Origin of the sequence: Methylocystis sp. (assembly GCF_050251305.1) — a bacterium.
Classification (GTDB): Bacteria; Pseudomonadota; Alphaproteobacteria; order Rhizobiales; family Beijerinckiaceae; genus Methylocystis.
In genome coordinates this window covers 84,069-106,406 of record NZ_JBFWNB010000003.1, presented here as the reverse complement: position 1 = coordinate 106,406, position 22,338 = coordinate 84,069, and the positions used below count along the sequence as shown (strand labels likewise).

Here is a 22,338-nt window from a genome sequence, read left to right as displayed (position 1 = left end):
CGCTCGCAACGCTAAGCTGGATACTCCCGTTCGCCCATGATCGCCGAACCGATCCTGACGTAAGTGGCGCCCAACTGGATCGCGAGTTCGAAATCCGAACTCATGCCCATCGACAATTCCCCGATCCCGTTGCGCGCGGCGATATCGGCGAGCAGCGCGAAATGCGGCGCGGCCTGCTGGTCGACCGGCGGCACGCACATCAGCCCGTCGATCTGCAGCCCGTAAGCGTCGCGGCAGGCCGCGAGAAACGCGTCGGCGGCTTCCGGAAGGACGCCGGCCTTTTGCGGCTCGGCGCCGGTGTTGACCTGCGCGAAAAGCCGCGGGCGCTTGCCCGTCCGGGCCATTTCCTCGGAAAGCGCTTTGGCGATCTTTTCCCGGTCGACGCTCTGGATGACGTCGAAGAGACCGACCGCCTCCTGCGTCTTGTTCGACTGCAGCGGCCCGATGAGATGCAATTCGACGTCGGGATATTTTTCACGCAACGCCGGCCATTTCGCCGCGGCCTCCTGCACCCGGTTTTCGCCGAAGATGCGATGGCCGGCGTCCAGCAGCGGGACAACCGCCTCGGCCGGAAAAGTCTTGGTGACGCAGACCAGGCGCACGGAGTCAGGCGCGCGGCCGCAGTCCAGCGCGGCGCGGCGTATCGCTGCGCGCGTGGATTGAAGGCGATCGGCGGCTCCCATGGGCGCGAAAATCGCGATTTCCGCCGCGCGGTCAAGCGCCGAATTTATGGCGCCGCAGGTTGGAACTTCGTGCGGGTCAGCGCGTTAAGCTTCCGGCGGCAAGGAGATGCGGGATTGCGCCGCTGTTCATTTTTGAGAAACGCGTCCCACTTAACGAATGAGTGTTCCCACCGCATTGGAGGCCGACAATGGTCAATGACAGCCTGATGTATGGCGGGCGCGCGATGCACCTGCATCATCTGCGCCGCAAATGGGGATGGATCGTCGCGCTCGGCGCGCTCATGCTTATCGGCGGTCTGTTCGCGCTCTATGACGTCACCACCGCCACGCTCGTGACCGTGTTCTATGTCGGCGCGGCGATGCTTGTCGCCGGCGCGATGGAGATCATCACCGCCGTTCAGATCCGGCCCTGGACCAGGGCGCTGTTGTGGGGCGTGATCGGGGTCATCACCGTCATTGCGGGTTTTATGGTGTTTCGCGATCCTTTGGCCGCGGCGGTGTCGCTGACGGCGATCATCGGCGTCGCGCTCCTCATCGCCGGGATCTTCAAGCTGATCCTCGCCTGGCACATTCGCGACGTCGGACCGTGGGGCCTCGTGGCGTTCTCGGGCGTGATCAGCATCGTGCTCGGCGGCATGATCATGGCGCAATGGCCGTATTCCGGCCTTTACATCCTCGGCCTGTTCCTCGCCATCAATCTGATCTTCGAGGGCGTCAGCTGGATCACCGTCGGCCTTTCGGCGAAGGCATGAGTTTAGAAGGCATGAGTTCATGGGAACTATAGGGGGCTGGGCTTCCAGCCCCCTAGCTTTTTCCAGGGCTCCTTCCAAAGGCTCATTCCAGGGCTTCTTCCAAGATTCGGCCGACGACCGTCCGCCCTTTGACATCCCCCTGACCGCCCGGCATTAGAGGCGCAATCCAGCAAGCCTTTCCACCGGACGCGCCAGCCAGATGAGACCCGAACGCTATAATTTTGCCGAGGCGGAGCCGCGCTGGCAAAAGATCTGGGAAGAAAAACAGTCTTTTAAGGCGGGCGATCGGCCGGACGAGCCCAAATATTACGTGCTCGAGATGTTTCCCTATCCCTCGGGCCGGCTGCACATGGGCCATGTGCGCAATTACTCGATGGGCGACGTCATTGCGCGCTTCATGCGCGCCAAGGGCTTCGACGTCCTGCATCCGATGGGATGGGACGCGTTCGGCCTTCCCGCCGAAAACGCCGCCGCGCAGACCGGCGCGCATCCTGCGCAATGGACCTACGCCAACATCGCCGCCATGCGCGCGCAGCTTAAAACGCTGGGCCTGTCGCTCGACTGGTCGCGCGAGATCGCGACCTGCGATCCCGAATATTACAAGCATCAGCAGAAGCTGTTTCTCGATTTCCTCAAAGCCGGCATCGTCGACCGCAAGAAGTCGAAGGTGAACTGGGATCCTGTCGACATGACCGTGCTCGCCAATGAGCAGGTCATCGACGGCCGCGGCTGGCGTTCGGGCGCGCTCGTCGAGCAGCGCGAACTGACGCAATGGTTCTTCAAGATCACCTCCTATTCGGACGAACTGCTTTCGGCGCTCGACGATCTCGATCGCTGGCCCGACAAGGTGCGCCTCATGCAGCGCAATTGGATCGGGCGCTCGGAAGGCATGCTCGTGCGCTTCGCGCTCGCCGCGCCGCAGGGAGAGACGCGCGAGATCGAAGTCTTCACCACCCGCGCCGATACGCTGTTTGGCGCGAAATTCGTCGCGCTCGCCGCCGACCATCCGCTGGCGAAAGCGGCGGCCGAGACGGATCCTTCGCTCGCCGCCTTCGCCGAGGAATGTCGGCGCGGCGCGACCTCCGCCGAGGCGATCGAGACCGCCGAGAAGAAGGGCTATGACACGGGCCTGCGCGTCGTCCATCCGTTTGATCCGAACTGGACGCTGCCGGTCTATGTCGCGAATTTCATCCTGATGGATTACGGCACGGGAGCGATCTTCGGCTGTCCGGCGCATGACCAGCGCGACCTGGATTTCGCGACCAGATATGGCCTCGGCTTCACGGTCGTGGTCTGCCCGGACGATGTCGCGCCGGATGCGCTCGAGCAGCGGATCGCTCAAAGCGGCGAAGCCTTCGAGAGCGACGGCAGGCTGGTGAATTCCAGGTTTCTCGACGGGCTCGCCGTGCCGCAGGCCAAGGAGGACATCGCCAACCGCCTGACGACGACCGCGCTGTTCAACCGGCCGCAGGGCGCGCGCAAGGTGAATTTCAAACTGCGCGACTGGGGCATTTCGCGCCAGCGCTATTGGGGCTGCCCGATCCCGATCATCCATTGCGAGACCTGCGGTCCGGTTCCCGTTCCGGAGGCCGATCTGCCGGTGAAGCTGCCGGAGGACGTCTCCTTCGATCTGCCCGGCAATCCGCTCGATCGCCATCCGAGCTGGAAGAACGTTCCCTGTCCCTCCTGCGGCGCGCCGGCGCGGCGGGAGACCGACACGATGGACACCTTCGTCGACTCGTCCTGGTATTATGCGCGCTTCGCCGACCCGCAGAATGAAACGGCGCCGGCGAGCGCCGCGGCGCTCGCGCGCTGGCTGCCGGTCGACCAATATATCGGCGGCATCGAGCACGCGATCTTGCATCTGCTCTATTCGCGCTTCTTCGCCCGCGCCATGCGCGACAGCGGCCATGCCGCGGCGGCGGAGCCCTTCGCGGGACTCTTCACCCAGGGCATGGTCGTGCATGAGACCTATCGCGCGCCCGACGGCCAGTGGGTCGCGCCTTACCAGGTGCGGATCGAGGCCAGGGACGGCGGCCGCCGCGCCTTCCTCGTCGACGGCGACGTAGAGATCGACATCGGCCCGATCGAAAAAATGTCGAAGTCGAAAAAGAACACGGTCGACCCCGACGACATCGTCGCGAGCTATGGCGCCGATACGGCGCGGCTGTTCGTTCTGTCCGACAGCCCGCCCGATCGCGACGTCATCTGGTCGGACGAGGGGGCGCAGGGCGCATGGCGGTTCATTCAGCGCCTCTGGCGGCTGACCGGCGAATTGGGGCGGGTCGCGGCGCCCGTCGGGGCCGAGCCGCCTGCGGCGTTTCACGATCTCGCGCTGGCCGTCCGCAAGGCGACGCATCGTTCGATCGCGCAGGCGAGCGAAAACATCGAGCGGCTGCGCTTCAACAGCGCCATCGCGCGCATCCGCGAATTCGCCAATGAGCTGACCAGCGCGCTCGACGCCGTGACCGAAACGCCGGTTCCCGCTGATCTCGCCTTCGCCTTCCGCGAGGCGGCGGACGCGCTCATTCGCCTCGTCGCGCCGATGACGCCGCATGTCGCCGAGGAGTGCTGGGCTGATTTGGGCCACAAAGGCTTGGTTGTTGAGGCGCCGTGGCCGGCGGCCGATCCTACCCTGGTGGCTCAGGAGATGATAAGCCTGCCGGTTCAGGTCAACGGCAGAAAGCGCGCCGAAATTCTTGTCGCGCATGACGCCGACGAGGAAACGATTCGCAAAGAGGCTTTGGCGCAAGATGGGGTTCAGCGCGCCATGGAAGGCAAGCCGCTCAAGAAGTTCATTCTCGTCCCGAAAAGGATCGTCAATGTGGTCGTTTAGGAAAGCGGCGCTCGGCAGGTCGACGGGCGCGAGTCGCTCCGCCGCCGATCGCCGGCGGCCGGCCGCCTCGTTTCGGCGCGCGGCGGTCCTCTGCGGGACGCTGCTCGCCCTCCCGCTCGCTGGCTGTCTCCAGCCGCTCTACGCCCCGGCGGGCATAGGGTTCGACTCGTCGCCGCTCGCGGCGGAGCTGCAGGCGATCGCCGTCGACGAAATTCCGCAGCGGAGCGGCCATTACGTCCGAAACGATCTGATCTTCGGCCTGAACGGCACCGGCTCGCAGCCGCCGCCGCGCTACCGGCTGATGGTCGTCCTGCGCGAACGCGTGCAGACGCCGATTCTGGACACGGTGACCGGCCGCGCCACGTCGGCGACGGTGATCGTCGACGCCGAATACCGGCTGGTGACTCTCCCCGAGGAGGTCGAAATCACCAAGGGCGTCGCCTTCAACGTCGCGAGCTACGACCGCTTCTCGAACCGTTTCTCCAATGTGCGCGCCGCCCGCGACGCGGAGATTCGCAACGCGCGGGTCATCGCCGATTCGATCCGCACCCGAATCGCCACCGTGCTCGCCGCGCGCCTCGCCTCCGGCCCGCCGCCCGTCCTTCCCAATTGACCGGAGCGGCGGACGATAGGGCGTCATGACGGCGGTCAGGAGTCGTGACGCCGAACGCTTCGTCGCCGCGCCGCCGGACAGCGCTTTTCTGTTCCTCGTCTTCGGCTCGGACGCGGGCATGGTGCGCGAACGCGCGCTTGCGCTCGTCGAAAAGCGGGTCGATGACCGCCGCGATCCGTTCCAGTTCGTCGTGATGAGCGGCGATGCGGTCGCCTCCGACCCGCTGGCGCTGCTCGACGAGGCGAACACCACGCCGCTGTTCGGCGGACGGCGCGCCATCCTCGTTGAGACCGGCGCGAAATCGGTGCTTCCGGCCCTCACTTCGCTCATCGCCGCGCCGCCGGCGCATTGCACGGTGGTGCTCACCGCCGGCGCGCTCAGGCGCGACTCGCCGCTGCGCAAGCTGGTCGAGGGCGCCAAGCAGGGCGCGGCGATCGAGTGCCAGCCGGACGCGGAAGCGGATCTGCAGGCGCTGATCGATCGCAGCCTGCGCGAGGCCGGCCTGGTCGCGAGTCCCGAGGCGCGCAGCCTGCTGCTGGGCGCGCTCGGAGAGGACCGGCTGATGAGCCGCGCCGAACTTTCAAAGCTCGCGCTCTATATGCATGGCCGCGAGCATGTCGAGGCCAAGGACGTCGAAGCGATCGTCGCGCACGCCTCGAACATTGCGTCGGATCGCGTCGTGACGGCGGCGTTCGGGGGCAGGGCGGACATCGGCGCAGCGCTTGACGCCTATTTCGCGCAGGATGGCGATCCGCAGCAGCTGCTCATCGGCGCGCTGCGCTACGCCGTGGCGCTGCAGCGCGCCCGTTTCGGCGTGGAGCGGGAGGGCGGACGTCCGGACGCCGGCGTCTCGGCGCTGATGCGCGCGGGCTTCGGCTTCATGCATCGCGCGCTGATGGAGGAGCAGCTCAAGAACTGGTCCTCTGCGCGTCTCGGCGCGCTGATCGAGCCGCTGCGCGCCGCGCAGACGCGGGCCCGGGCCAACGCCGCCGCGGCGCGGATGGAGGCCGAGCGCGCGTTGTGGAATGTCGCCAAAGCCGGCGCGCGCGCTTAGTTCAGTCCCGATCCGGCGCGCCGAGCGGAAAATAGGCGCGATAGGGCCTCGCTTCGTCGACGGCGCGCGCGAACGACGGTCGCGCCAGCAGGCGGCTTCGATAGGCGTTCACATGCGGGAAGGCGTCATCGATCCGATGCGCCCAATCGGCGTAGAAGAGGGCCGGGGCGGCCGCGCAATCGGCAAGCGAGAACCCTTCTCCCGCCGCCCACGCGCGATCCTTCATCCTGTCGTTCAGCCAGCCATAGGCGGTTGTGAGCGCGCGGCGCGCATCGGCGACGCCAAACGCGTCGCGATCGTCGTGCGCGCGCAGCGAATCGAGCACAATCTTCTGCATCGGCGTCATGACGTAATTGTCGAAAAACCGATCCATGAAGCGGACGTCGATCGCTGTGTTCGGATCGCGCGGCAGAAGACGCGTCGGGCCGGCGTAGCGAAGGTCGAGATATTCGACGATGACGCTTGCCTCCATGACGCTGCGCCCATCGTCGAGCAGAAGCGGCATGCGGCTGATCGGCCAGAGCGCGCGCCATTCCGATTTCGCCTGCTCATCTTCGAGCGAGCGGAACTGGAAAGCGGCGTCGTGCTCATAAAGCGCGATGAGCGCCTTTTGCGTATAGGATGAAAATGGATGGCCGTAGAGCGTCAGCGTCATCACGCTCTCTCATCAAGCAAAGGCTCGAAGCCGCCGAAGATCATGCGTTTGCCGTCGAAGGGCATGTCGCCGAGCGACTTCATGCGCTCATCGTCGTACATTTTCTTATGGGCGGCGTCGCGAATCTCCTTCGACGGCCAGACGATCCAGGAAAACACCGTCTGCTCGCCGGCTTGCGCCGCGACGGCGCGTTTGAAGTCGGTGAGCTTGCCGTCCGGAATGTCGACGCCCCAGCATTCGACAAGCTGCAATGCGCCGAAGCCCTTGAATATCGGCCAGGCCCGGGCCGCCATTTCCCGATAGGCGTCCTTGTTTTCCTCGGGCACGGGGATCACGAAGCCGTCGACATAGCTCATTGCGCCGCCCCTTCTCCTTGGCATGCCTTTGACGCCGCCTCGGCGTCCATCCACATAATCTCCCAGATATGCCCGTCGAGATCTTCGAAGCTGCGGCCATACATGAAGCCGAAATCCTGGGTCGGCGTCGGATCCGCCGCGCCGCCGGCGCGCGTCGCCTTGTCGACGATGGCGTCGACGTCGTCGCGGCTGTCGGCCGAAATACAGATCAGAACTTCGGCGCTCGCATGCGCGTCGGCGATGTTCTTCGTGGTGAACTGCCGGAATTTTTCATGCGTCAGAAGCATCGCATGGATTGTGTCGGAGAAGACCAGGCAGGAAGCTGTGTGATCGGAGAACTGCGGGTTCTTCCTGGCCCCGACCGACTCGTAGAAGGCGGTCGCCCTGGGCAGATCGGCGACCGGAAGATTGATGAAGATGAGCTTGGACATGGACGCTCCCTCAAATCAGCCGTTGTCGACCCTACCGCATAAGTTATAAAATACAACAATGAAGTTAGAAAAAATAACTAAAAATTCGCGGGACGCAAAGAATGCGTCAGGTGCGCGCAGCTACGACGACGCCTGCGGCGCGGCGCATGCGCTTGATTTGATTGGCGAGCGCTGGGCGCTGCTGGTGATGCGCGAACTGATGTTCGGCCCGAAACGATTTAGCGATCTGCGCGCCGACCTTCCCGGAATCAGCGCCAATGTGCTGACGCAGCGGCTGGAGCGGCTGGAGGCCATCGGCGCGTTGCAGCGGCGCCGGCTGCCGCCGCCGGCGGCGAGCCAGGTCTATGAATTGACGCCCTGGGGCTATGAGATCGAGCCGGTTTTGGGCGTCCTCGGCCGCTGGGCGGCGCGTTCGCCTTCGCATGACCCGACGCTGGCGTTAAGCGCGGCCTCGCTGATGCTGTCGTTCAAGACCATGTTCGACGAGCGTCGGGCGAAAGGATTGAACGCGCGGATCGGCTTTCGCATCGGCGACGAGACGTTTCTTGTGCGCATCCATAGCGGCAAATGCGACGCCGCGCGGCAAGCGTCGGACGGCGCCGACGTCGTCTTCGCCGGGCCGGCGACGGCGATCGCCGCGGCCGTCTATGGCGGCGCCCCGCTCGCGGCGCTGGAGGCGAAGAAGGCGCTTGCGGTCGAGGGCGATCGCGCCCTTGCGGAGCGCTTCGCCGGCCTCTTTCCGTTGCCGCCGAAGATCTGAGAATCGCGTGATGGCGGGTTTGAATCAGGCCGCGTCGGCGAGGCTATCGAACAGTCCGCGGCCGTCGGTTCCGCCGACGAGCGGATCGATGAGATTCTCGGGATGCGGCATCAGGCCGAGCACATTGCGCACGTTGGAATAGACGCCGGCGATGTCGTTGCGCGAACCGTTGGGATTGGAGTCGCCGCCGACATTGCCCGCTGAATCGCAATAACGAAACGCGACGAGGCCTTCGCCCTCCAGCCGCTCGATCGTCGCATCGTCGGCTTCGTAATTGCCTTCGCCATGGGCGATGCAGACTTCGATCGTCTGGCCCTTGGCGTAATGCCGGGTGAACGCGGTGTCGTTGCGCTCGACCGTGAGATGCTGCATCCGACAGACGAAGCGCAGATTGGCGTTGCGCATCAGCACGCCCGGCAGAAGCCCGCTTTCGCACAGAATCTGGAAGCCGTTGCAGACGCCGAGCACCAGTCCGCCGCGCGCCGCATGCGCGCGCACGGCGTCCATGATGGCGGCGCGGCCGGCGATGGCGCCGCAGCGCAGATAGTCGCCATAAGAGAAGCCGCCGGGCAGGACGACGAGGTCAGTCCCGGCGGGCAATTCATGATCGGCGTGCCAGAGCATCGACGGCTGCCGGCCCGTCGCCAGCTTCAGCGCGCGCGCCATGTCGCCTTCGCGATTGGAGCCCGGGAAAACGACGACGGCGGCTTTCATCAGAGATCGATCTGGTAGTTTTCGATCACCGTGTTGGCGAGGAGTTTCTCGCAGGCGGCTTGCAACTGCGCCTTGGCGGCAGTCGCGTCTGCGCCCGCGATCTCCACGTCGAACACCTTGCCCTGCCGGACGCTTGCGACGCCTTCGACGCCGAGCGATTTCAGCGCGCCTTCGATCGCCTTGCCCTGCGGATCGAGGATGCCGGTTTTGAGAGTGACGACGACGCGGGCTTTCATAGGCTTTCCCAGGATCGATGGGAAACTGTTAGTGGTAGCGGCGCAAACACGCAATCTCATTTCTCCGAAATGTTCACCAGATCGCCATCGGTTTCCGCCAGGCTGCGATTTGCGTTGCGTCGGCGCATCCGCGCGTCCGATCATTGCCTGATCGCATTGTGGGGATAAGATCGAGCCATGAATTTTCAACGGCCAATGCTTTTCTGGATGGCGACGCTGGGGATCGCCGCCGCGACATTCGTCCTGTTGCGCGAGATCCTGACGCCTTTCCTGGTCGGGATCGTCCTCGCCTATCTCCTCGACCCGCTTGTCACGCGACTCGAGCGGCTCGGATTCGGCCGAGGCGTCGCGGCGCTCGGAATCATCGGTCTGTTCTACGCCGCCATGATCGCGTTGACCGTCACGCTCACGCCGATCGTCGTTGAGGAGGTCGCGCTGCTCATCGAGAAGCTGCCCGGCTATCTCGCGCAACTGCAAGCCATGGCGACCGATCCGAGCCGGCCCTGGATGCGCCAGATCATCAACGAAGGGCTGAGCGAAGCGCGACAGTCGACAGGAGAACTGACGACGCTCGGCGCCCATCTCAGCGCGAATCTGTTGCGCAAGCTGTGGTCGGACGGTCGCGCATTGGCGTCGATCTTCTCGCTGCTCGTCGTCGTTCCGATCGTCACCTTCTATTTGCTTATCGATTGGGACCAGATCATCGCGGCGGTCGACAGGCTCATTCCCGCGGCGCAGCAGGAGACCGTGCGGGCCCTGGCGCGCGAGGTCCATGAGACGATCGGCGTCTTTCTGCGCGGCCAGGGAATCATTTGTCTCATTCTCGCTGCGTATTATGCGGTGGCGCTGGAATTGATGGGGCTCAATCACGCCTATCTGATCGGCGTCGCCGCCGGCCTGATCAGCTTCATTCCTTATCTGGGCGTGCTGACCGGCGTCGTTCTGTCCGTGAGCGTGGCGCTGCTTCAGTTCTGGCCGGACTGGAGTTCGATTCCGATCATCGTCGCGATCTTCGTCGTGGGAGAATTGGCTGACGATAATTTCTTGACGCCCCGTCTCGTCGGGGCGCGCGTCAATCTCAGCCCGCTGCTGGTGATGTTCGCGATCGCCGCCTTCGGCTCGCTGTTCGGCTTTATCGGTCTTCTGATCGCCGTGCCCCTGGCGGCGACGATCGGCGCCACAGTGCGCTTTTTTATGTCGCAGGGTTCGGAGGCGCCCGCGCGCCAGACGGCGGCGGCGGGCGTCGACGCAGGGAATGTTCCGAGCGGAAAACGTCGCTGGCTGTTCTGGTGACGTCCAATCGGGCGCGGCGCAGCCAAGTGCAGCCAGGTGGGCCAGCGCCGCCCGTCGCGCAGAGGCGCGCGCGCCGCGCCGTGGCGGCGCCGGCTACTGCACCAGTTTCGGCGCGCCGGTGCGGACGGTCTCGTTTTCCTGCATCACGCCGAGCCGGCGCGCGACCTCGGTATAGGCCTCCACCAGCCCGCCCATGTCGCGCCGGAAGCGGTCCTTGTCGAGCTTGTCGTTCGACTTCATGTCCCAGAGCCGGCAGCTGTCGGGCGAGATCTCGTCGGCGACGACGATCCGCATCATGTCGCCTTCCCAGAGCCTGCCGCATTCCATCTTGAAGTCGACGAGGCGAATGCCGACGCCGAGGAACAGGCCCGACAGGAAATCGTTGACGCGGATGGCGAGCGCCATCACGTCGTCGATCTCCTGGGGGGTCGCCCAGCCGAAGGCGGTGATATGCTCCTCGGACACCATCGGGTCGTCGAGCGCATCGTTCTTATAGTAAAATTCGATGATCGAGCGGGGCAGCTGCGTGCCCTCTTCCATGCCGAGGCGCTTGGCGAGCGAGCCCGCCGCGACATTGCGCACGACGACTTCGAGCGGAATGATCTCGACTTCGCGGATCAGCTGCTCGCGCATGTTCAGCCGGCGGATGAAGTGGGTCGGCACGCCGATGCTGTTCAGATGCTGGAAGATATATTCGGAGATCCGGTTGTTGAGCACGCCCTTGCCGTCGATCACCTCATGCTTCTTCGCATTGAAGGCCGTGGCGTCGTCCTTGAAATGCTGAATCAAGGTGCCGGGCTCCGGTCCCTCATAAAGGACCTTGGCCTTGCCCTCGTAGATGCGGCGTCGGCGGTTCATTGGGATCAACCGGGGCTTGAGAAAGTCCATCTGGCGGGTCGTCGCTCCTCCGAAGTGTGAACGCGTGCCGGCCTTGCAGCGCGGCCCTCAGGGAGCGGCGTCGGGCGCGCGCCCTGGCCGCGGATAGGGCGGTCGTAGCGTCTTTGGCGGCCAGTGACAAGCCGACATCGCACTCTATCGCAATGGGAAAGGCGATACAATGCGACGGACGGGCGCCGGCCGAGAGCGGGGCGCGGCTTGCGGGTCTGTCCTGTCGTCTTGCGCGCCCGCGCCCACGATTTGGGCATCCGGCGCGCGCCGCGCATTTCTTGACGCTTCCGGGCGTCCGATCGCCTGCGCGAGGCGGGACGACGACGGAAACCAGGATGCGGGACCAAGAAAAAAGGCCGCCGCGGCGGCCTTTCCGTTCGTTCTACTTCCACCCCGCCTGTTTTTCGCAGTCTTGTCGGGCTTCGGGATTGGCCTTTTCCCATTGAGTGACGGAGCGTGTTTCGCTGTCGTCCATCTTCTCGTTCATGCAAATGCAATAAGCGCGTATAATAGTGGGCGTTCCGCCTTCTTCATCCTTGTTGTCGCTGATGCATTGATTGATCCACTTGAGGTCGTCGCTATTCATTTTCTGGGCGCACGCCGGCCAAGTAAACGCCAGGGCGAATATGAAGGCGACTGCATATTTCTTCATCGATTACTCCTTAAAAACAGATCCGACGATCGGACGACGAACACTATCATTTGCAACAGTTTTGGCGAGCCGGCGCGGTCTCGCTCACGATTTTTATTTGCGCCGGGGGCCGGCGCCCGCTCGAACCCTGAGCCCCGACTGCGGCGCGTTCGCGCGCAGCGAATCGCCGCGGCGCGCCGGTCCGCGATCGGCTGAAGCCGGGCGCTTGGCCTTTGCCAGGATGGCGCTGTCCGGCATTGGCTTTGCGCGCGAATGCGCCTATATCGGGCCGACGCCGATGCGGCACAGGCCGCCGCGCCAGCCAGCCCCACGAAAGAACAACCCGGCCGAGGATGGACATGAGCACTTTCGATCAGCGTGAAGACTCCTTCGAAAAACGCTTTGTCCATGATGAGGAGCTGCAGTTTCGCGCCGAGGCGCGCCGCAACAAGCTGCTCGGGCTCTGGGCGGCCGAAAAGCTCGGCAAGACCAGCGCCGAGGCGCAGGCTTACGCCGAGACGCTGGTCGTGGCCGAAGTCGCCGCAGACGCGGATGAGCGAGTCGTGGCTCAGATCAAGAAGGATTTCGAGGCGGCCGGCGTGAACCAGTCCGAGCACCAGATCCGCCGGACCATGGACGAAATGCTGACCAAGGCGAAGGCGGAGATCAAGGCGGGCGAGTAATCGCGCTTCGCGGTTTGTTCAGCCTTTCCGAGCGATCATCTCGCTCATGCGTGATTCTTCCCCTAAAGCGCCGCGACAGAAGCCGCTTCCGGACGCCGCCTATTTTCCGGCGGCGCCGGCGATCGCCGAAGAAGCGGCCCTGTGGCTGCGCTATCTCGCCGGCGAACGCCGCGCCTCGCGCCACACCATCGACGCCTACGCCCGGGACCTCGCCGCATTTCTGGCGTTTCTCACCGATCATTTCGGGGCGCGTCCCGACGCCGCGGCGCTCAAGTCTCTTCAGCCGGCCGATCTTCGCGCCTTTCTCGCCAGGCGTCGCCGCGACGGTCTGGAAAGCCGCTCGCTGCTGCGGGCGCTCGCCGCCGTCCGCAACTTTCTGCGCTTGATCGAAAAGAAGGGCCTGGCCCGCACCGACGTTTTCAGCGCGGTGCGCCCGCCCAAGCGCCCGCACAGCCTGCCCAAGGCGCTCACCGTTCCGGACGCCCGCGACGTCGTCGATCCGCAGCAGAGAGCGGGCGAGGCGCGCGAGCCCTGGGTCATCGCCCGCGACGCCGCCGTGCTGGCGCTGCTCTACGGCGCAGGGCTGCGGATTTCCGAGGCGTTGTCGATCGGGAGCGCGCAGGCGCCGGTCGGCGCCGTCGACCGGGTGACGATTCTGGGGAAGGGCGGCAAAAGCCGGACCGTTCCGGTGATCGCGCCGGTTCGCGCAGCGCTCGAATCCTATCTCGCGCTCTGTCCCTATGACCTCGCCGGCGGGCCGCTCTTCGTCGGCGCGCGCGGCGGCCCGCTGTCGCCGCGCATCGTTCAGCTCGCTGTCCAGCGCCTGCGAGGCGCGCTCGGCCTGCCGGAAAGCGCGACGCCGCACGCCTTGCGCCATTCCTTCGCGACGCATCTTCTCGGCCGCGGCGGCGATCTGCGCACGATCCAGGAATTGCTCGGCCACGCCTCGCTTTCGACGACCCAGATCTATACGGCGGTCGACACGGCGCGGCTCCTCGACGCCTATAAATCGGCTCATCCGCGCGCCGAGTAGTCCCGAATTGTCGTGCGCGGCGGGCTGTCAGCCTCCCCATTCGACGCGCAAGACGACGGTCATTCGTCTTGCGCTCTCGCGCTTTCATGCCAGCCGCGCAGCAGCACATGGGCCAGCGCGGCCAGCGCGCCATAGATCGCGAGGCCGCTCAGCGAAATGAGCGCGAGCGCGGCGAACATGCGCGGAATGTCGAGACGGAATCCCGCCTCGACGATCCGATAGGCGAGGCCGGTTCCCTGACCGGAGGCGCCGGCGGCGAGTTCGGCGACGATGGCGCCGATAAGCGCCAATCCGCCGCCGATGCGCAAACCGGCGAGGAATTGCGGCAGCGCCGACGGGAGCCGCAGATAGATCAGCTTCTGCCATGGCGAGGCGCGATAGAGGTCGAACAGATCGCGCAGGCCGAAATCGACGGAGGCGAGGCCGAGCGACGTGTTCGACAGGATCGGAAAGAAGGCGACGAGAAAGGCGCAGACCAGCACGGCCCGATCGGGCGAAAGATAGATCAGCAGCAGCGGTGCGATGGCGATGATCGGCGTCACCTGCAGCGTGATGGCGAAGGGCAGCAGCGCGCGCTCCAGCCATTTCGACTGCGCGATGAGCAGCGCCAGCGCCACGCCGCAGACGGTGGCGACGACGAGCGCCTCGAAGGTGACGCCGAGCGTCACCATCAGCGACGAGAACAGGAGTTCGCGGTCTTCGACAAGCTTGGCGAGAATGACGCTCGGCGCCGGGAGAATATAGGGCGGGATGTTTTTCCAGCGCACCACCGCTTCCCACAGCGCCAGCGCCGCAAAGAAGACGGCGAGCGGCACGCCGACGTCGCGCCACTGGATCGATTGTCGCTCCCGGCTCATGAGGCCGCCTCTTCGATCGAGACGCGAAGCGCCTGCGACGCCCGATGGCGCACGTCGGCGAAGGTCTTGCTCGACCGAAAGTCGTCGTTGCGCTCGATCGCCGGATCGATCGCGATCTCATCGATGATTCGTCCGGCGCGCCGCGACATCACCACGATGCGCGTCGAAAGATAGGCGGCCTCGAACACCGAATGGGTGACGAAGACGATGGTTGCGCCAAGGCGGCGTTTCAGCGCGAGCAGATCGTCGTTGAGCTTGAAGCGGGTGACTTCGTCGAGGGCGGCGAACGGCTCGTCCATCATGATCAGTTCAGGCCGCGTCACCAGGGCGCGCGCGATGGCGCAGCGCATCTTCATGCCGCCTGAGAGTTCGCGCGGCAGCGCGCGCGAAAAGTTGTGGAGCCCCACATGCTCGAGCGCGTCCTCGACGCGCAGCGCCGCCGCCGTCCGCGAGACGCCGCTCAGCCGCAGCGGAAGATAGACATTGTCGAAAACATTCGCCCAGGGCAGCAGCGTCGCGTCCTGAAAAACGAAGCCGATATTGTTCTTGATCTGAGGCGCGCTCCACTCGATCGCCCCTGCGGTCGGGCTTGCGAGGCCCGCGATCAGCCGCAGCACCGTCGACTTGCCGCAGCCTGACGGTCCGAGCAGCGTCAGGATCTCGCCTTCGCGCACGTCGAGGTCGTAATGAGCGAGGGCGACGAGCCCGCTCGGAAACGTCTTGCCGACGTCGCGCAGAGCGACAAGCGCCGGCGCCGTCATTTGCGCATCCGCGACGTCACGCGCGCTCATGTCGCGTCCCCGGCGTCATTTCGGCCGCAGCTCCATGCCGACCTTCTTGCCGATGAAGCGCAGCGTATAGCCGCGCGCATAATCGAGATCGGCCGGGACGACGCCGGCCTTCGCCATCTTGTCGAAAAAGCTTTTCATCCGCGCGTCGGTGATCACGCCGACGCCATGGGTCAGCGCGTCGCCGGAATCGACGACGCCGCGCGCTTTCATCGTGGCGATGGAATAGGCGATCTGGCCGTCGTTCATCTCCGGATTGTCGCGCTTGATCATCGCATTCGCCTGAGCGTTGTCGCCATAGAGATAATTGTACCAGCCGATGATCGAGGCGTCGACGAAGCGCTGCACGAGATCGGGAGTCTTGGCGATGGTGACGGCGCGCGTGTCGATCGTCGTCGAATAGCTGTCGTAGCCATAGTCCGACAAAAGAAAGACGTTCGGCTTGAAGCCGCCCTGACGCTCGATGGCGTAGGGCTCCGACGTCAGAATCCCCTCTTGAATCGACGTCTTGTCGGCAAGGAAAGGCGCCGAGTTGAAACTGTAGGGCTTCGCGTTTGCGTCCTTGAAGCCATAGGCCTGTTTCAGCCATTGCCACACCGAAACGCGCATGTCGCTCGCGATGAAGGCCGTCGCCTTGGGCAAATCTTCGAAGCGATCGAGACCCGCGCCGGGATGCGACATGAAAATCACCGGGTCGACCTGGAACATGCTCGCGACGGTGACGATCGGCACGTTCTGCTGCGCCGATTCGAACATTTGAATGGTGTTGGCGCCCATCGCGAAATCGACGCGGCCTGCGGCGAGCAGCAGGCGCGCGTTGAGCTGCGGTCCGCCCTGCAGAATCGCGACGTCGAGCCCGTAGCGGGCGTAGGTGCCGTCAGCGACCGCCTGATAGAAGCCGCCGTGCTCGGCCTGCGCCCGCCAGTTGGTGGCGAAGCGCACCTTGTCGAGCGCGGCGGCGGGCGCCGCGATGAGGAGGGCGATGAGAAAGGCGACGAGGCGCATGATGCTGTTCCCGGCTGGCCGCTTGAAACTCATTCCCGACGCCGCGCCGAGGCGAAGCGATCGGGCGTCCGGAGCAAGCGCCCGTATGTTTGAATACGCCTCGTTGCCCGATCAGCCTGCGGCCTGCCTGGGATGACGGCGCCGCAATTGCGGGCCGCCGCGATTCGCGTGACGAAAGTCTTCGTCGACGCGCATCATACATGAACGCGCGCAGGCCCTAAATCCCGCTCGACTTCGACGAGAAATGGAAGCCCTCGACGAGCATCGCCGGCGCCGCCGGCGCGCCGCCTTCGCCGGCCGCCCGCCAGGTCCGGCGCGTCGGGCCGAGCGCCTTGATGTTGGCGAAGAGATCGCCGAGCCGCTGATTGAAGCGCATGTTGCGCATCGGGGCGACGATGCGGCCGTTCTCGATAAGGAAATTGCCGTCGCGCGTGAGCCCGGTCAGCAGCAGGCTCTTCGGCTCGACGATGTTGGTGTACCAGAGCCGCGTCACCAGCACGCCGCGCCGCACCGAGCGGACCATCTCGTCGATCGGAACGTCGCCGCCCGACATGACGAAATTGCGCGCAAAGGGGATCGCTTCGGCTGCGGTCTTTTGCGCCCAGGCGCGGGAGCGGTAGAGCGTCGTCACGATGCCGTTCTCGACGAAGGCGCGCGCGCGATGCGGCACGCCGTCGAATCCGACGGCGGCCTCCGGCGCCAGCGGATCGGCCGGATCGACGCGGATCGAGAGCTTTTCGTCGAACAGTCTCTCGCCCAAAAGCGCGCCGCCGCCGGGACGCGTGAAAAAGCTTCTGCCCTCGTCGGCCGCGCGCGCCTCCATCGCCCGCATCAGCCAGAACGCCAGTTCGGTCGTCGCTTCGGGCTCGAGAACGACCGTATAGGCGCCGGGGTCGAGATCGACCGGGGTCGCGTCATGCGCGCCTTTGAAGCAGGCGACGCGCGCGATCGCCTCGGCGTCGAGACGGTCCGCGAAGAACTGATGCGCGGCCGCCCAGCCCGACCAGGCGTCGGCGCGGTTGCGCGCGGTGGCGGAAAGATCGATTTCGCTGCGCCGCTCATAGGCGAAGAGCCCGGCGCTGGTCGCGAAGGCGTCGAACCGCTTTGCGGTCGTCGCGCAGCCGAAGGTGTCGACGCCGATGCGCGCGCCCTCCTTGATGACATGCGCCGCCGCGTCGGCAAGCGCGTCGAGGCGCAGATTGGCGGTCGCTTCGTCATAGCGGTTGGAGTAGCCGTAATTCTGCGGGCCGAGCGGCGCGACATAGTCGGGATCGACCGGCAGCATGCGCGCGATCTCTTCCGAGCGCGTGACCGCCGCGGCCAGCGTCTCATCGTCGAAACGGGAGACGCTGCAGGAGCCGATGCGCCCGCCGATGTGCGAGGAGATGCGCAGATTCGCTTCGGCGCTCGCAAGATTCGTGGTGGCGCCGGCGCGCGCGAACCGCAGGCTCTGGTCCAGGCCGCCGTGAATCTGCGCCGTGCAGGCGTCGGCCTTGGAGCGCGCGAGAACCTTGTCGGCGATCGCCTTGACGTCGTCTGCGGTCAGAAACATGCGTTATGCGTCGTCGCTCGTATTCAGCACGCGCACGTTGCGAAACAGCGCCGGCGAGCTGCCATGTGAGACGGGCGCCACCTGCACCGGCTCAGCCTTGCCGCAGGTGAAGGTGCCGTCGAGATGATAGGCGCTGGCGTCGCAGAGGCCGGCGAGCGAATTCCAGAACTGCGTCGTGCGGCCCTGATAGGCGCCGTCGCGCAGCAGCTCGCCGAGCTTGCCATTCTTGATCTCGTAGAAGAGCTGCCCGCCGAACTGGAAATTGTCGCGCTGCTGATCGATGCTCCAGCTGCCGGCGCCGACGACGTAGATGCCGTTCTCGACGTCGCCGATGAGATCGTTGAAGGAGCATTTCTGCGGATTGGGTTTGAGCGAGATGTTGGGCATGCGCTGAATGGGAAAGGTTGTCGGACTGTCGGCATAGGCGCAGCCGTTCGAATGCGTCAGGCCGATGAGATGCGCCTGTCCGAGCGCCATCTGAAAATTCCTGAACACGCCTTTTTCGACGATGGCGAACTCCGCCGCCTCCGCCGGCGCGCCGTCGTCATCGAAGCCGATCGTGGCGAGGGCGCCGGATTGCGCGCGATCGGCGACGATCGTCATGAGCTCTGAGCCGAATCGCAGCTCGTTGAGCATGGAAGGCTTGACGAAGCTCGTTCCGGCGAAATTCGCCTCCCAGCCGAGCACGCGGTCGAGCTCGGTTGAATGGCCAACCGTCTCGTGAATTGTGAGCCACAGATTCGTCGGATCGATCACGATGTCGTAGTCGCCGGGAACGACCGGCTTGGCGTCGAGCTTCGCGCGCGCCTCTTCGCCGGCGCGCGCCGCTTCCTCGATCAAGCCTGCCCCCGCGACATATTCCCAGCCTGCGCCGCGCGCCGGCGCCAGACATTCGCGAGTCGCGAAGCGGCCGCTGGCGCGGTCGACGGCGGTCGCCTGGAAGTTTGGCGCGACGCGCGTCCGGGTCTGATGAATGCGGCTGCCGAGACTGTTGGCGAAGAACCGCTCCTCGCAGGTCGCCGAAAGCGACGCCGAGCAGAAATCCGCGCCGTGATCGTGCGCGCTGGCGATGATCGAGAGCAGCAGGTCGGCCTTCTCGCCGGCCGACACGTCAAAGGGATCGACGCCCATCGGCATGATCCATTCGGCTTCGCGCGTCGGCAGACGCTCGAGCGCGATTGGCTGGAACTGGATCGGCTTGACCGCGCGCGCGTTCTCCAGCGCGCGCTCGACGCCGTCGAGCACGCTTTGCGGATCGAGCCGGCGCGCGCCATAGAATCCCCAGCACCCGTCGAGCAACACGCGCATGCCGAAACCCTGCGCCGCGCGCTCGTCGAAATTCTCCAGGCGGTCGTCCTTGGCGAAGGCGTATTCGCGGCGCGTCTCGCCGATTCTGACGTCGGCGTAGCTGGCACCGTTCTGCCGCGCGGCGGTCAGCGCGATATCGGCGAGGTCGTAGAGCAGCGCGCGGTCCAGCGCGAAGGCGCTGCGGCACCGCAGCGAGGGATTTCGAACCTCTGTGGACTCGGCGTCTGGCGCCATGGGTCCTCCAAATTGCGCCGATATGTTGGGCGTTTCCCCGGCGATTTGCAATGCCTGCGTTACGGTTGCGCCTTGCCGCTCCAGCCGCAGGCGGTAAGCGCCTGGCGCATATGCGCGGGGGCCGGCGCGACGGCCTCCACGGGCGGCTTGCCGTCCTGCATCGGGACGCTCACCGCGCGCGCATGGAGATGTAGCGGCGCCGAGCCCTCGCGGCGACCTGAGCCATAGATCGGATCGCCGAGAATGGGCCAGCCCATTGATTGGGCATGCACCCGGATCTGATGGGTGCGGCCCGTGTGCGGCGTAAATTCAATGAATGCGCGCGCGCCGTCGCCGCTTCTGCCCAGCACACGCCAGGAGGTGCGGGCGGGCAGGCCGAGCGGGTCCGGGCGCATCCACCATCCGCGCGCCGCGTCGAGCCGTCCGAGTGGGACGTCGATGTCGCCGTCCTCGGCCGCCGGCGCGCCTTCGACCACGGCCCAATAGGTCTTGCCGATGCGGCCCGACTTGAACAGCTTTCCGAGCCGCTCGAGCGCCTTCCGGTGGCGGCCGAGCACGAGGCAGCCGGACGTGTCCTTGTCCAGTCGATGCGCCAGCGCCGGCGGCCGCGGCAGGCCGAAGCGCAGCTGGTCGAAGGCGTCTTCGAGGCTCGGACCGCCCTTCGGGCCGCGATGCACCGCGACGCCGGCAGGCTTGTCGACGATCAGCATCAGCCCGTCACGGTGAAGCAGGCGCGAGAGGAGGTCCATGGCGGGCTTATCGCAGGGGGCCGCGCGGGAAAGCGCTATTTCCCGGCGTCCTTTCCGAGCGAGAGCGCGCCGCCGACGAAGGCGCCGTATTTGTGAAAATATTCGTCGGTGAGATGCACGCCGTCAGCGGTGTAAAACCGCTCGTTGCCTTCGTAGCGCTCGATGAAATCGTCATATTCGATGATGTTGAGTTCAGGGTGGTCGCGCCACAGCGCCACGCGATAGAGATCGTTCACCCGCCGCTGGCAGTGATCATAGAAGCAGCCCAGGATCGAGCGCTTGATGGCGCTGTAGAGCGTCGGCGGCTTGAAATTTCGCTCGTTCACCCGCGGGATCGAGATGATTTCGACGTCGCTTGCGTCGGAGAAATATTCGACGAGCTTTTTCGTATATTCGACGTAGGCGGACGCGCCGATATGCTGGATCTCGTCATTGACCCCGGTCATCAGGACGACCTTGTCCGGCGTCTTATCCTCAAATGGGAGATAGAGTTTTTCCTTTGAGAATTTCTCCCGCAGTTCGGTGTAGAGCAGCCGCGAATTGCGGCCGGCGAAGCCGAGGCTGCAGGCTCTGACCCCGCGGCCCTGAAGCCGCTCGGAGACGGCGCGCGGCAGGTCGGGAAGGATCTTGCCGTCGGAGGCCCAAGATTCGCCCACGACGAGGATTTTGAAATCATTGTCGCCGCCGTTCACGGTCGCGCAATTGAGCGTCGGCGTATCCGACCGCTTCAGGCTGAGAAGCGTCAGCCCGCCTGTGACGGCCAGAACAAACGCCAGTCTCTGCGCCCCCGGGAACATGGCGCACCCATATCCCGGTTGACTGGACTCAGGCAAATTTCCGGATGTGGACGCCCGCGACGCGCCCCCGCGCGAACCAACTCACGAGCGCGCGGCGCTGAGCCGCGCGGCCGAAGCTTTAAGCGAGCGCGGGCGCGGCGTTGATCGGCGCCGGGTGGGGCAGCGCAACGTGCGGAATCACCAGCCGGTTCGACACCCAGGCGGCGCGCAGCCGATTGATCGGACGATCGAACAGCCGCCAGATCAGATAGGAGGCGACGAAAATGACGACCAGCGCCTCGGAGCAGAGCAGGACGCGATCGAGATAGGAGCCTTCGCCGGTCTTCAGAACGCCGAGCACCGACCAATGCAGCAGATAGAAAATGTAGGAGAGCTCGCCAAACATTCTGTCCCGCGCGCCGCTCGACTGCTGTGTGGTGTAGAGCGCCCAGGGCGTCATCAGCGCCGCGACGAGGAGATTGGTCTTGCTGCTGAAGGCGAGCGCCGCGGCGTCCGTGGCGGAGCCCAGGTAAAGCGCCTTGGCGAGCAGCGCGCCGCCGACGACGAGCACCGCGATCGCGGCGAACAGCGATCGATAGGCGAGGGCGCGGCTCGGCTTCAATTCATGGCTGGCGGCGGCGACGCCGATTCCGAAGAACAGCAGGAACGGCGCGACCGTGGCGGAGCCGCCGATCCACGGCGCGCCGGCCGAGATCAGCAGGCAGATCGCCAGCAGGTGGATGTTCCTGGAAATGAGAAAGATGATCGCCGGCGCGATCAGATAGAACTGCAATTCCATATCGAGCGACCAACCGGGGATGTTGGCCTGGAAAGGCAGCGAGTTGTAGCCGAGGATCATGATGTTGGAGAAGAGCTGATGCATCAGCCCGCCAACCGCAGCAGGCGCGTCGCCGCGCCAGAACAGAAGCGCCCAGGTGATCGCCGAGCAAAGCGCGAAGACCGGCGCGATGCGCCAGACGCGCGAAACGAGATAAGTGAAATAGGCCGACGCCGTCTTCGAATAGGTCTTCTTCCACATTGCGGCGACCCAGTAGCCGCTGAGCACGAAGAAGACCAGCACCGCGGACATGCCGAGGTTGAAACTCGTCGTGTGATGGAGAAAAACCGCAAAGGCGAGAGTCAGCCGAAGCGCTCCGGGCGAAGCGAATTTGTCGGTTCCCATCGCCATTGCTGCTCCGAACTTTGCGGGGACATGACTAAGAATGTGCGTGCGAGACCATATCGCGATAAGCATGTGCAATGCTGTGGCATGAGGTCGCGGCGAAGAGCTTATGACGCGGCATTCCGTCGCGGATCAAGCGCTGCAGCGGCGATTTGTGCGTGGTCGTTCGCTTTGTGTTTGTGTGGTCTGACAGTGGCGGACGCCTGTGGTCCGAACGGGCGCGACTCGTTCTTAGGGTCGCCGCCAATTACGCGTCCGGCGACCGTCG

Annotated in this window: 24 protein-coding genes; 8 read left to right on the top strand and 16 right to left on the bottom strand. The window is 65.2% G+C overall.

Going from position 1 to position 22,338, the window contains the following annotated elements; all coding sequences use genetic code 11:
* Positions 1-11: 11 nt before the first annotated feature.
* On the bottom strand, positions 12-683 hold the full coding sequence (locus AB7F41_RS02090; protein WP_428382678.1) for a YggS family pyridoxal phosphate-dependent enzyme: 672 nt from the start codon (positions 681-683) through the stop codon (positions 12-14).
* Between the two features lie 188 nt (positions 684-871).
* On the opposite strand from AB7F41_RS02090, the gene AB7F41_RS02085 reads away from it, so the two are divergent.
* From AB7F41_RS02085 to holA, 4 genes are all read left to right on the top strand, one after another.
* Positions 872-1,435, top strand: coding sequence for an HdeD family acid-resistance protein (locus AB7F41_RS02085; protein ID WP_428382677.1), 564 nt, complete (start codon positions 872-874; stop codon positions 1,433-1,435).
* 199 nt (positions 1,436-1,634) lie between these two features.
* The gene (gene leuS / locus AB7F41_RS02080; RefSeq protein WP_428382675.1) at positions 1,635-4,271 is read left to right on the top strand and encodes a leucine--tRNA ligase; all 2,637 of its coding nucleotides are present in this window, start codon (positions 1,635-1,637) and stop codon (positions 4,269-4,271) included.
* Positions 4,258-4,884, top strand: a complete 627-nt coding sequence (locus AB7F41_RS02075) for a hypothetical protein (protein WP_428382674.1) — start codon at positions 4,258-4,260, stop codon at positions 4,882-4,884. Before leuS ends, AB7F41_RS02075 begins: the two co-directional genes overlap by 14 nt.
* Before the next feature lie 25 nt (positions 4,885-4,909).
* Positions 4,910-5,938 (top strand): DNA polymerase III subunit delta, encoded by a 1,029-nt coding sequence (holA, locus tag AB7F41_RS02070; protein WP_428382672.1) that lies wholly within the window; start codon positions 4,910-4,912, stop codon positions 5,936-5,938.
* A gap of 1 nt (position 5,939) precedes the next feature.
* Here the strand turns inward: holA and AB7F41_RS02065 are convergent, their stop codons facing one another.
* The 3 genes from AB7F41_RS02065 to AB7F41_RS02055 are packed head-to-tail and all read right to left on the bottom strand — an operon-like array spanning position 5,940 to position 7,380.
* Positions 5,940-6,593, bottom strand: coding sequence for a glutathione S-transferase family protein (locus AB7F41_RS02065; RefSeq protein ID WP_428382670.1), 654 nt, complete (start codon positions 6,591-6,593; stop codon positions 5,940-5,942).
* Positions 6,593-6,949, bottom strand: a complete 357-nt coding sequence (locus tag AB7F41_RS02060; protein WP_428382668.1) for a DUF1428 domain-containing protein — start codon at positions 6,947-6,949, stop codon at positions 6,593-6,595. The genes AB7F41_RS02065 and AB7F41_RS02060 overlap by 1 nt, the downstream gene beginning before the upstream one ends.
* Positions 6,946-7,380, bottom strand: coding sequence for a VOC family protein (locus tag AB7F41_RS02055; RefSeq protein ID WP_428382666.1), 435 nt, complete (start codon positions 7,378-7,380; stop codon positions 6,946-6,948). Before AB7F41_RS02055 ends, AB7F41_RS02060 begins: the two co-directional genes overlap by 4 nt.
* 58 nt (positions 7,381-7,438) lie before the next feature.
* Between AB7F41_RS02055 and AB7F41_RS02050 the strand changes: the two genes are divergently transcribed.
* Positions 7,439-8,140: a winged helix-turn-helix transcriptional regulator gene (locus tag AB7F41_RS02050; protein ID WP_428382664.1), complete on the top strand. Its 702-nt coding sequence runs from the start codon at positions 7,439-7,441 to the stop codon at positions 8,138-8,140.
* Positions 8,141-8,164: 24 nt separating this feature from the next.
* Here the strand turns inward: AB7F41_RS02050 and purQ are convergent, their stop codons facing one another.
* On the bottom strand, positions 8,165-8,854 hold the full coding sequence (gene purQ / locus AB7F41_RS02045; RefSeq protein ID WP_428382662.1) for a phosphoribosylformylglycinamidine synthase subunit PurQ: 690 nt from the start codon (positions 8,852-8,854) through the stop codon (positions 8,165-8,167).
* Positions 8,854-9,090, bottom strand: coding sequence for a phosphoribosylformylglycinamidine synthase subunit PurS (purS, locus tag AB7F41_RS02040; protein WP_428382660.1), 237 nt, complete (start codon positions 9,088-9,090; stop codon positions 8,854-8,856). Before purS ends, purQ begins: the two co-directional genes overlap by 1 nt.
* A gap of 177 nt (positions 9,091-9,267) precedes the next feature.
* Between purS and AB7F41_RS02035 the strand changes: the two genes are divergently transcribed.
* Entirely contained in the window at positions 9,268-10,383 is a 1,116-nt protein-coding gene (locus tag AB7F41_RS02035; protein WP_428382658.1) for an AI-2E family transporter, read from the top strand.
* 93 nt (positions 10,384-10,476) lie between these two features.
* On the opposite strand, the gene purC is transcribed toward AB7F41_RS02035, so the two are convergent.
* Both purC and AB7F41_RS02025 read right to left on the bottom strand, forming a co-directional pair.
* Positions 10,477-11,271 (bottom strand): phosphoribosylaminoimidazolesuccinocarboxamide synthase, encoded by a 795-nt coding sequence (purC, locus tag AB7F41_RS02030; RefSeq protein WP_428382656.1) that lies wholly within the window; start codon positions 11,269-11,271, stop codon positions 10,477-10,479.
* Positions 11,272-11,653: 382 nt separating this feature from the next.
* The gene (locus AB7F41_RS02025; RefSeq protein ID WP_428382655.1) at positions 11,654-11,923 is read right to left on the bottom strand and encodes a hypothetical protein; all 270 of its coding nucleotides are present in this window, start codon (positions 11,921-11,923) and stop codon (positions 11,654-11,656) included.
* 338 nt (positions 11,924-12,261) lie between these two features.
* Between AB7F41_RS02025 and AB7F41_RS02020 the strand changes: the two genes are divergently transcribed.
* Positions 12,262-12,585 carry a DUF1476 domain-containing protein gene (locus tag AB7F41_RS02020; protein ID WP_428382653.1) on the top strand — a complete coding sequence of 108 codons (324 nt, stop codon included), beginning with the start codon at positions 12,262-12,264 and terminating at the stop codon, positions 12,583-12,585.
* Between the two features lie 46 nt (positions 12,586-12,631).
* Positions 12,632-13,618, top strand: a complete 987-nt coding sequence (locus AB7F41_RS02015; RefSeq protein ID WP_428382651.1) for a tyrosine recombinase XerC — start codon at positions 12,632-12,634, stop codon at positions 13,616-13,618.
* A 59-nt stretch (positions 13,619-13,677) separates the two neighbouring features.
* On the opposite strand, the gene AB7F41_RS02010 is transcribed toward AB7F41_RS02015, so the two are convergent.
* The 8 genes from AB7F41_RS02010 to AB7F41_RS01975 form a co-directional block, all read right to left on the bottom strand.
* The gene (locus tag AB7F41_RS02010) at positions 13,678-14,475 is read right to left on the bottom strand and encodes an ABC transporter permease (protein WP_428382649.1); all 798 of its coding nucleotides are present in this window, start codon (positions 14,473-14,475) and stop codon (positions 13,678-13,680) included.
* Positions 14,472-15,236, bottom strand: a complete 765-nt coding sequence (locus tag AB7F41_RS02005; protein ID WP_428382743.1) for an ABC transporter ATP-binding protein — start codon at positions 15,234-15,236, stop codon at positions 14,472-14,474. Before AB7F41_RS02005 ends, AB7F41_RS02010 begins: the two co-directional genes overlap by 4 nt.
* Before the next feature lie 45 nt (positions 15,237-15,281).
* Positions 15,282-16,268, bottom strand: a complete 987-nt coding sequence (locus AB7F41_RS02000) for an ABC transporter substrate-binding protein (RefSeq protein WP_428382647.1) — start codon at positions 16,266-16,268, stop codon at positions 15,282-15,284.
* A 217-nt stretch (positions 16,269-16,485) separates the two neighbouring features.
* Positions 16,486-17,820: a TldD/PmbA family protein gene (locus tag AB7F41_RS01995; RefSeq protein ID WP_428382645.1), complete on the bottom strand. Its 1,335-nt coding sequence runs from the start codon at positions 17,818-17,820 to the stop codon at positions 16,486-16,488.
* Positions 17,821-17,823: 3 nt separating this feature from the next.
* Positions 17,824-19,362, bottom strand: coding sequence for a TldD/PmbA family protein (locus AB7F41_RS01990; protein ID WP_428382643.1), 1,539 nt, complete (start codon positions 19,360-19,362; stop codon positions 17,824-17,826).
* 59 nt (positions 19,363-19,421) lie between these two features.
* Entirely contained in the window at positions 19,422-20,111 is a 690-nt protein-coding gene (locus AB7F41_RS01985) for an RluA family pseudouridine synthase (RefSeq protein WP_428382641.1), read from the bottom strand.
* A gap of 35 nt (positions 20,112-20,146) precedes the next feature.
* A complete protein-coding gene (locus AB7F41_RS01980) occupies positions 20,147-20,908 on the bottom strand; it encodes an SGNH/GDSL hydrolase family protein (RefSeq protein ID WP_428382639.1) in 762 nt (253 codons plus the stop codon).
* 118 nt (positions 20,909-21,026) lie between these two features.
* Positions 21,027-22,076: an acyltransferase family protein gene (locus tag AB7F41_RS01975; protein WP_428382637.1), complete on the bottom strand. Its 1,050-nt coding sequence runs from the start codon at positions 22,074-22,076 to the stop codon at positions 21,027-21,029.
* Positions 22,077-22,338: the final 262 nt, after the last annotated feature.

Bases quoted from the DNA above. Each gene is read 5' to 3' on its own strand.
- holA (WP_428382672.1), top strand. From the start codon at position 4,910: ATGACGGCGGTCAGGAGTCGTGACGCCGAACGCTTCGTCGCCGCGCCG.
- AB7F41_RS02085 (WP_428382677.1), top strand. From the start codon at position 872: ATGGTCAATGACAGCCTGATGTATGGCGGGCGCGCGATGCACCTGCAT.
- AB7F41_RS01985 (WP_428382641.1), bottom strand. From the start codon at position 20,111: ATGGACCTCCTCTCGCGCCTGCTTCACCGTGACGGGCTGATGCTGATC.
- AB7F41_RS02065 (WP_428382670.1), bottom strand. From the start codon at position 6,593: ATGACGCTGACGCTCTACGGCCATCCATTTTCATCCTATACGCAAAAG.
- AB7F41_RS02015 (WP_428382651.1), top strand. From the start codon at position 12,632: ATGCGTGATTCTTCCCCTAAAGCGCCGCGACAGAAGCCGCTTCCGGAC.
- AB7F41_RS02035 (WP_428382658.1), top strand. From the start codon at position 9,268: ATGAATTTTCAACGGCCAATGCTTTTCTGGATGGCGACGCTGGGGATC.
- AB7F41_RS02075 (WP_428382674.1), top strand. From the start codon at position 4,258: ATGTGGTCGTTTAGGAAAGCGGCGCTCGGCAGGTCGACGGGCGCGAGT.
- leuS (WP_428382675.1), top strand. From the start codon at position 1,635: ATGAGACCCGAACGCTATAATTTTGCCGAGGCGGAGCCGCGCTGGCAA.
- AB7F41_RS02020 (WP_428382653.1), top strand. From the start codon at position 12,262: ATGAGCACTTTCGATCAGCGTGAAGACTCCTTCGAAAAACGCTTTGTC.
- AB7F41_RS02005 (WP_428382743.1), bottom strand. From the start codon at position 15,236: ATGACGGCGCCGGCGCTTGTCGCTCTGCGCGACGTCGGCAAGACGTTT.
- AB7F41_RS02060 (WP_428382668.1), bottom strand. From the start codon at position 6,949: ATGAGCTATGTCGACGGCTTCGTGATCCCCGTGCCCGAGGAAAACAAG.
- purC (WP_428382656.1), bottom strand. From the start codon at position 11,271: ATGGACTTTCTCAAGCCCCGGTTGATCCCAATGAACCGCCGACGCCGC.
- AB7F41_RS01995 (WP_428382645.1), bottom strand. From the start codon at position 17,820: ATGTTTCTGACCGCAGACGACGTCAAGGCGATCGCCGACAAGGTTCTC.
- purQ (WP_428382662.1), bottom strand. From the start codon at position 8,854: ATGAAAGCCGCCGTCGTCGTTTTCCCGGGCTCCAATCGCGAAGGCGAC.
- AB7F41_RS02000 (WP_428382647.1), bottom strand. From the start codon at position 16,268: ATGCGCCTCGTCGCCTTTCTCATCGCCCTCCTCATCGCGGCGCCCGCC.
- AB7F41_RS01975 (WP_428382637.1), bottom strand. From the start codon at position 22,076: ATGGCGATGGGAACCGACAAATTCGCTTCGCCCGGAGCGCTTCGGCTG.
- AB7F41_RS02055 (WP_428382666.1), bottom strand. From the start codon at position 7,380: ATGTCCAAGCTCATCTTCATCAATCTTCCGGTCGCCGATCTGCCCAGG.
- AB7F41_RS02025 (WP_428382655.1), bottom strand. From the start codon at position 11,923: ATGAAGAAATATGCAGTCGCCTTCATATTCGCCCTGGCGTTTACTTGG.
- AB7F41_RS01990 (WP_428382643.1), bottom strand. From the start codon at position 19,362: ATGGCGCCAGACGCCGAGTCCACAGAGGTTCGAAATCCCTCGCTGCGG.
- AB7F41_RS02050 (WP_428382664.1), top strand. From the start codon at position 7,439: ATGAAGTTAGAAAAAATAACTAAAAATTCGCGGGACGCAAAGAATGCG.
- AB7F41_RS02010 (WP_428382649.1), bottom strand. From the start codon at position 14,475: ATGAGCCGGGAGCGACAATCGATCCAGTGGCGCGACGTCGGCGTGCCG.
- AB7F41_RS01980 (WP_428382639.1), bottom strand. From the start codon at position 20,908: ATGTTCCCGGGGGCGCAGAGACTGGCGTTTGTTCTGGCCGTCACAGGC.
- AB7F41_RS02090 (WP_428382678.1), bottom strand. From the start codon at position 683: ATGGGAGCCGCCGATCGCCTTCAATCCACGCGCGCAGCGATACGCCGC.
- purS (WP_428382660.1), bottom strand. From the start codon at position 9,090: ATGAAAGCCCGCGTCGTCGTCACTCTCAAAACCGGCATCCTCGATCCG.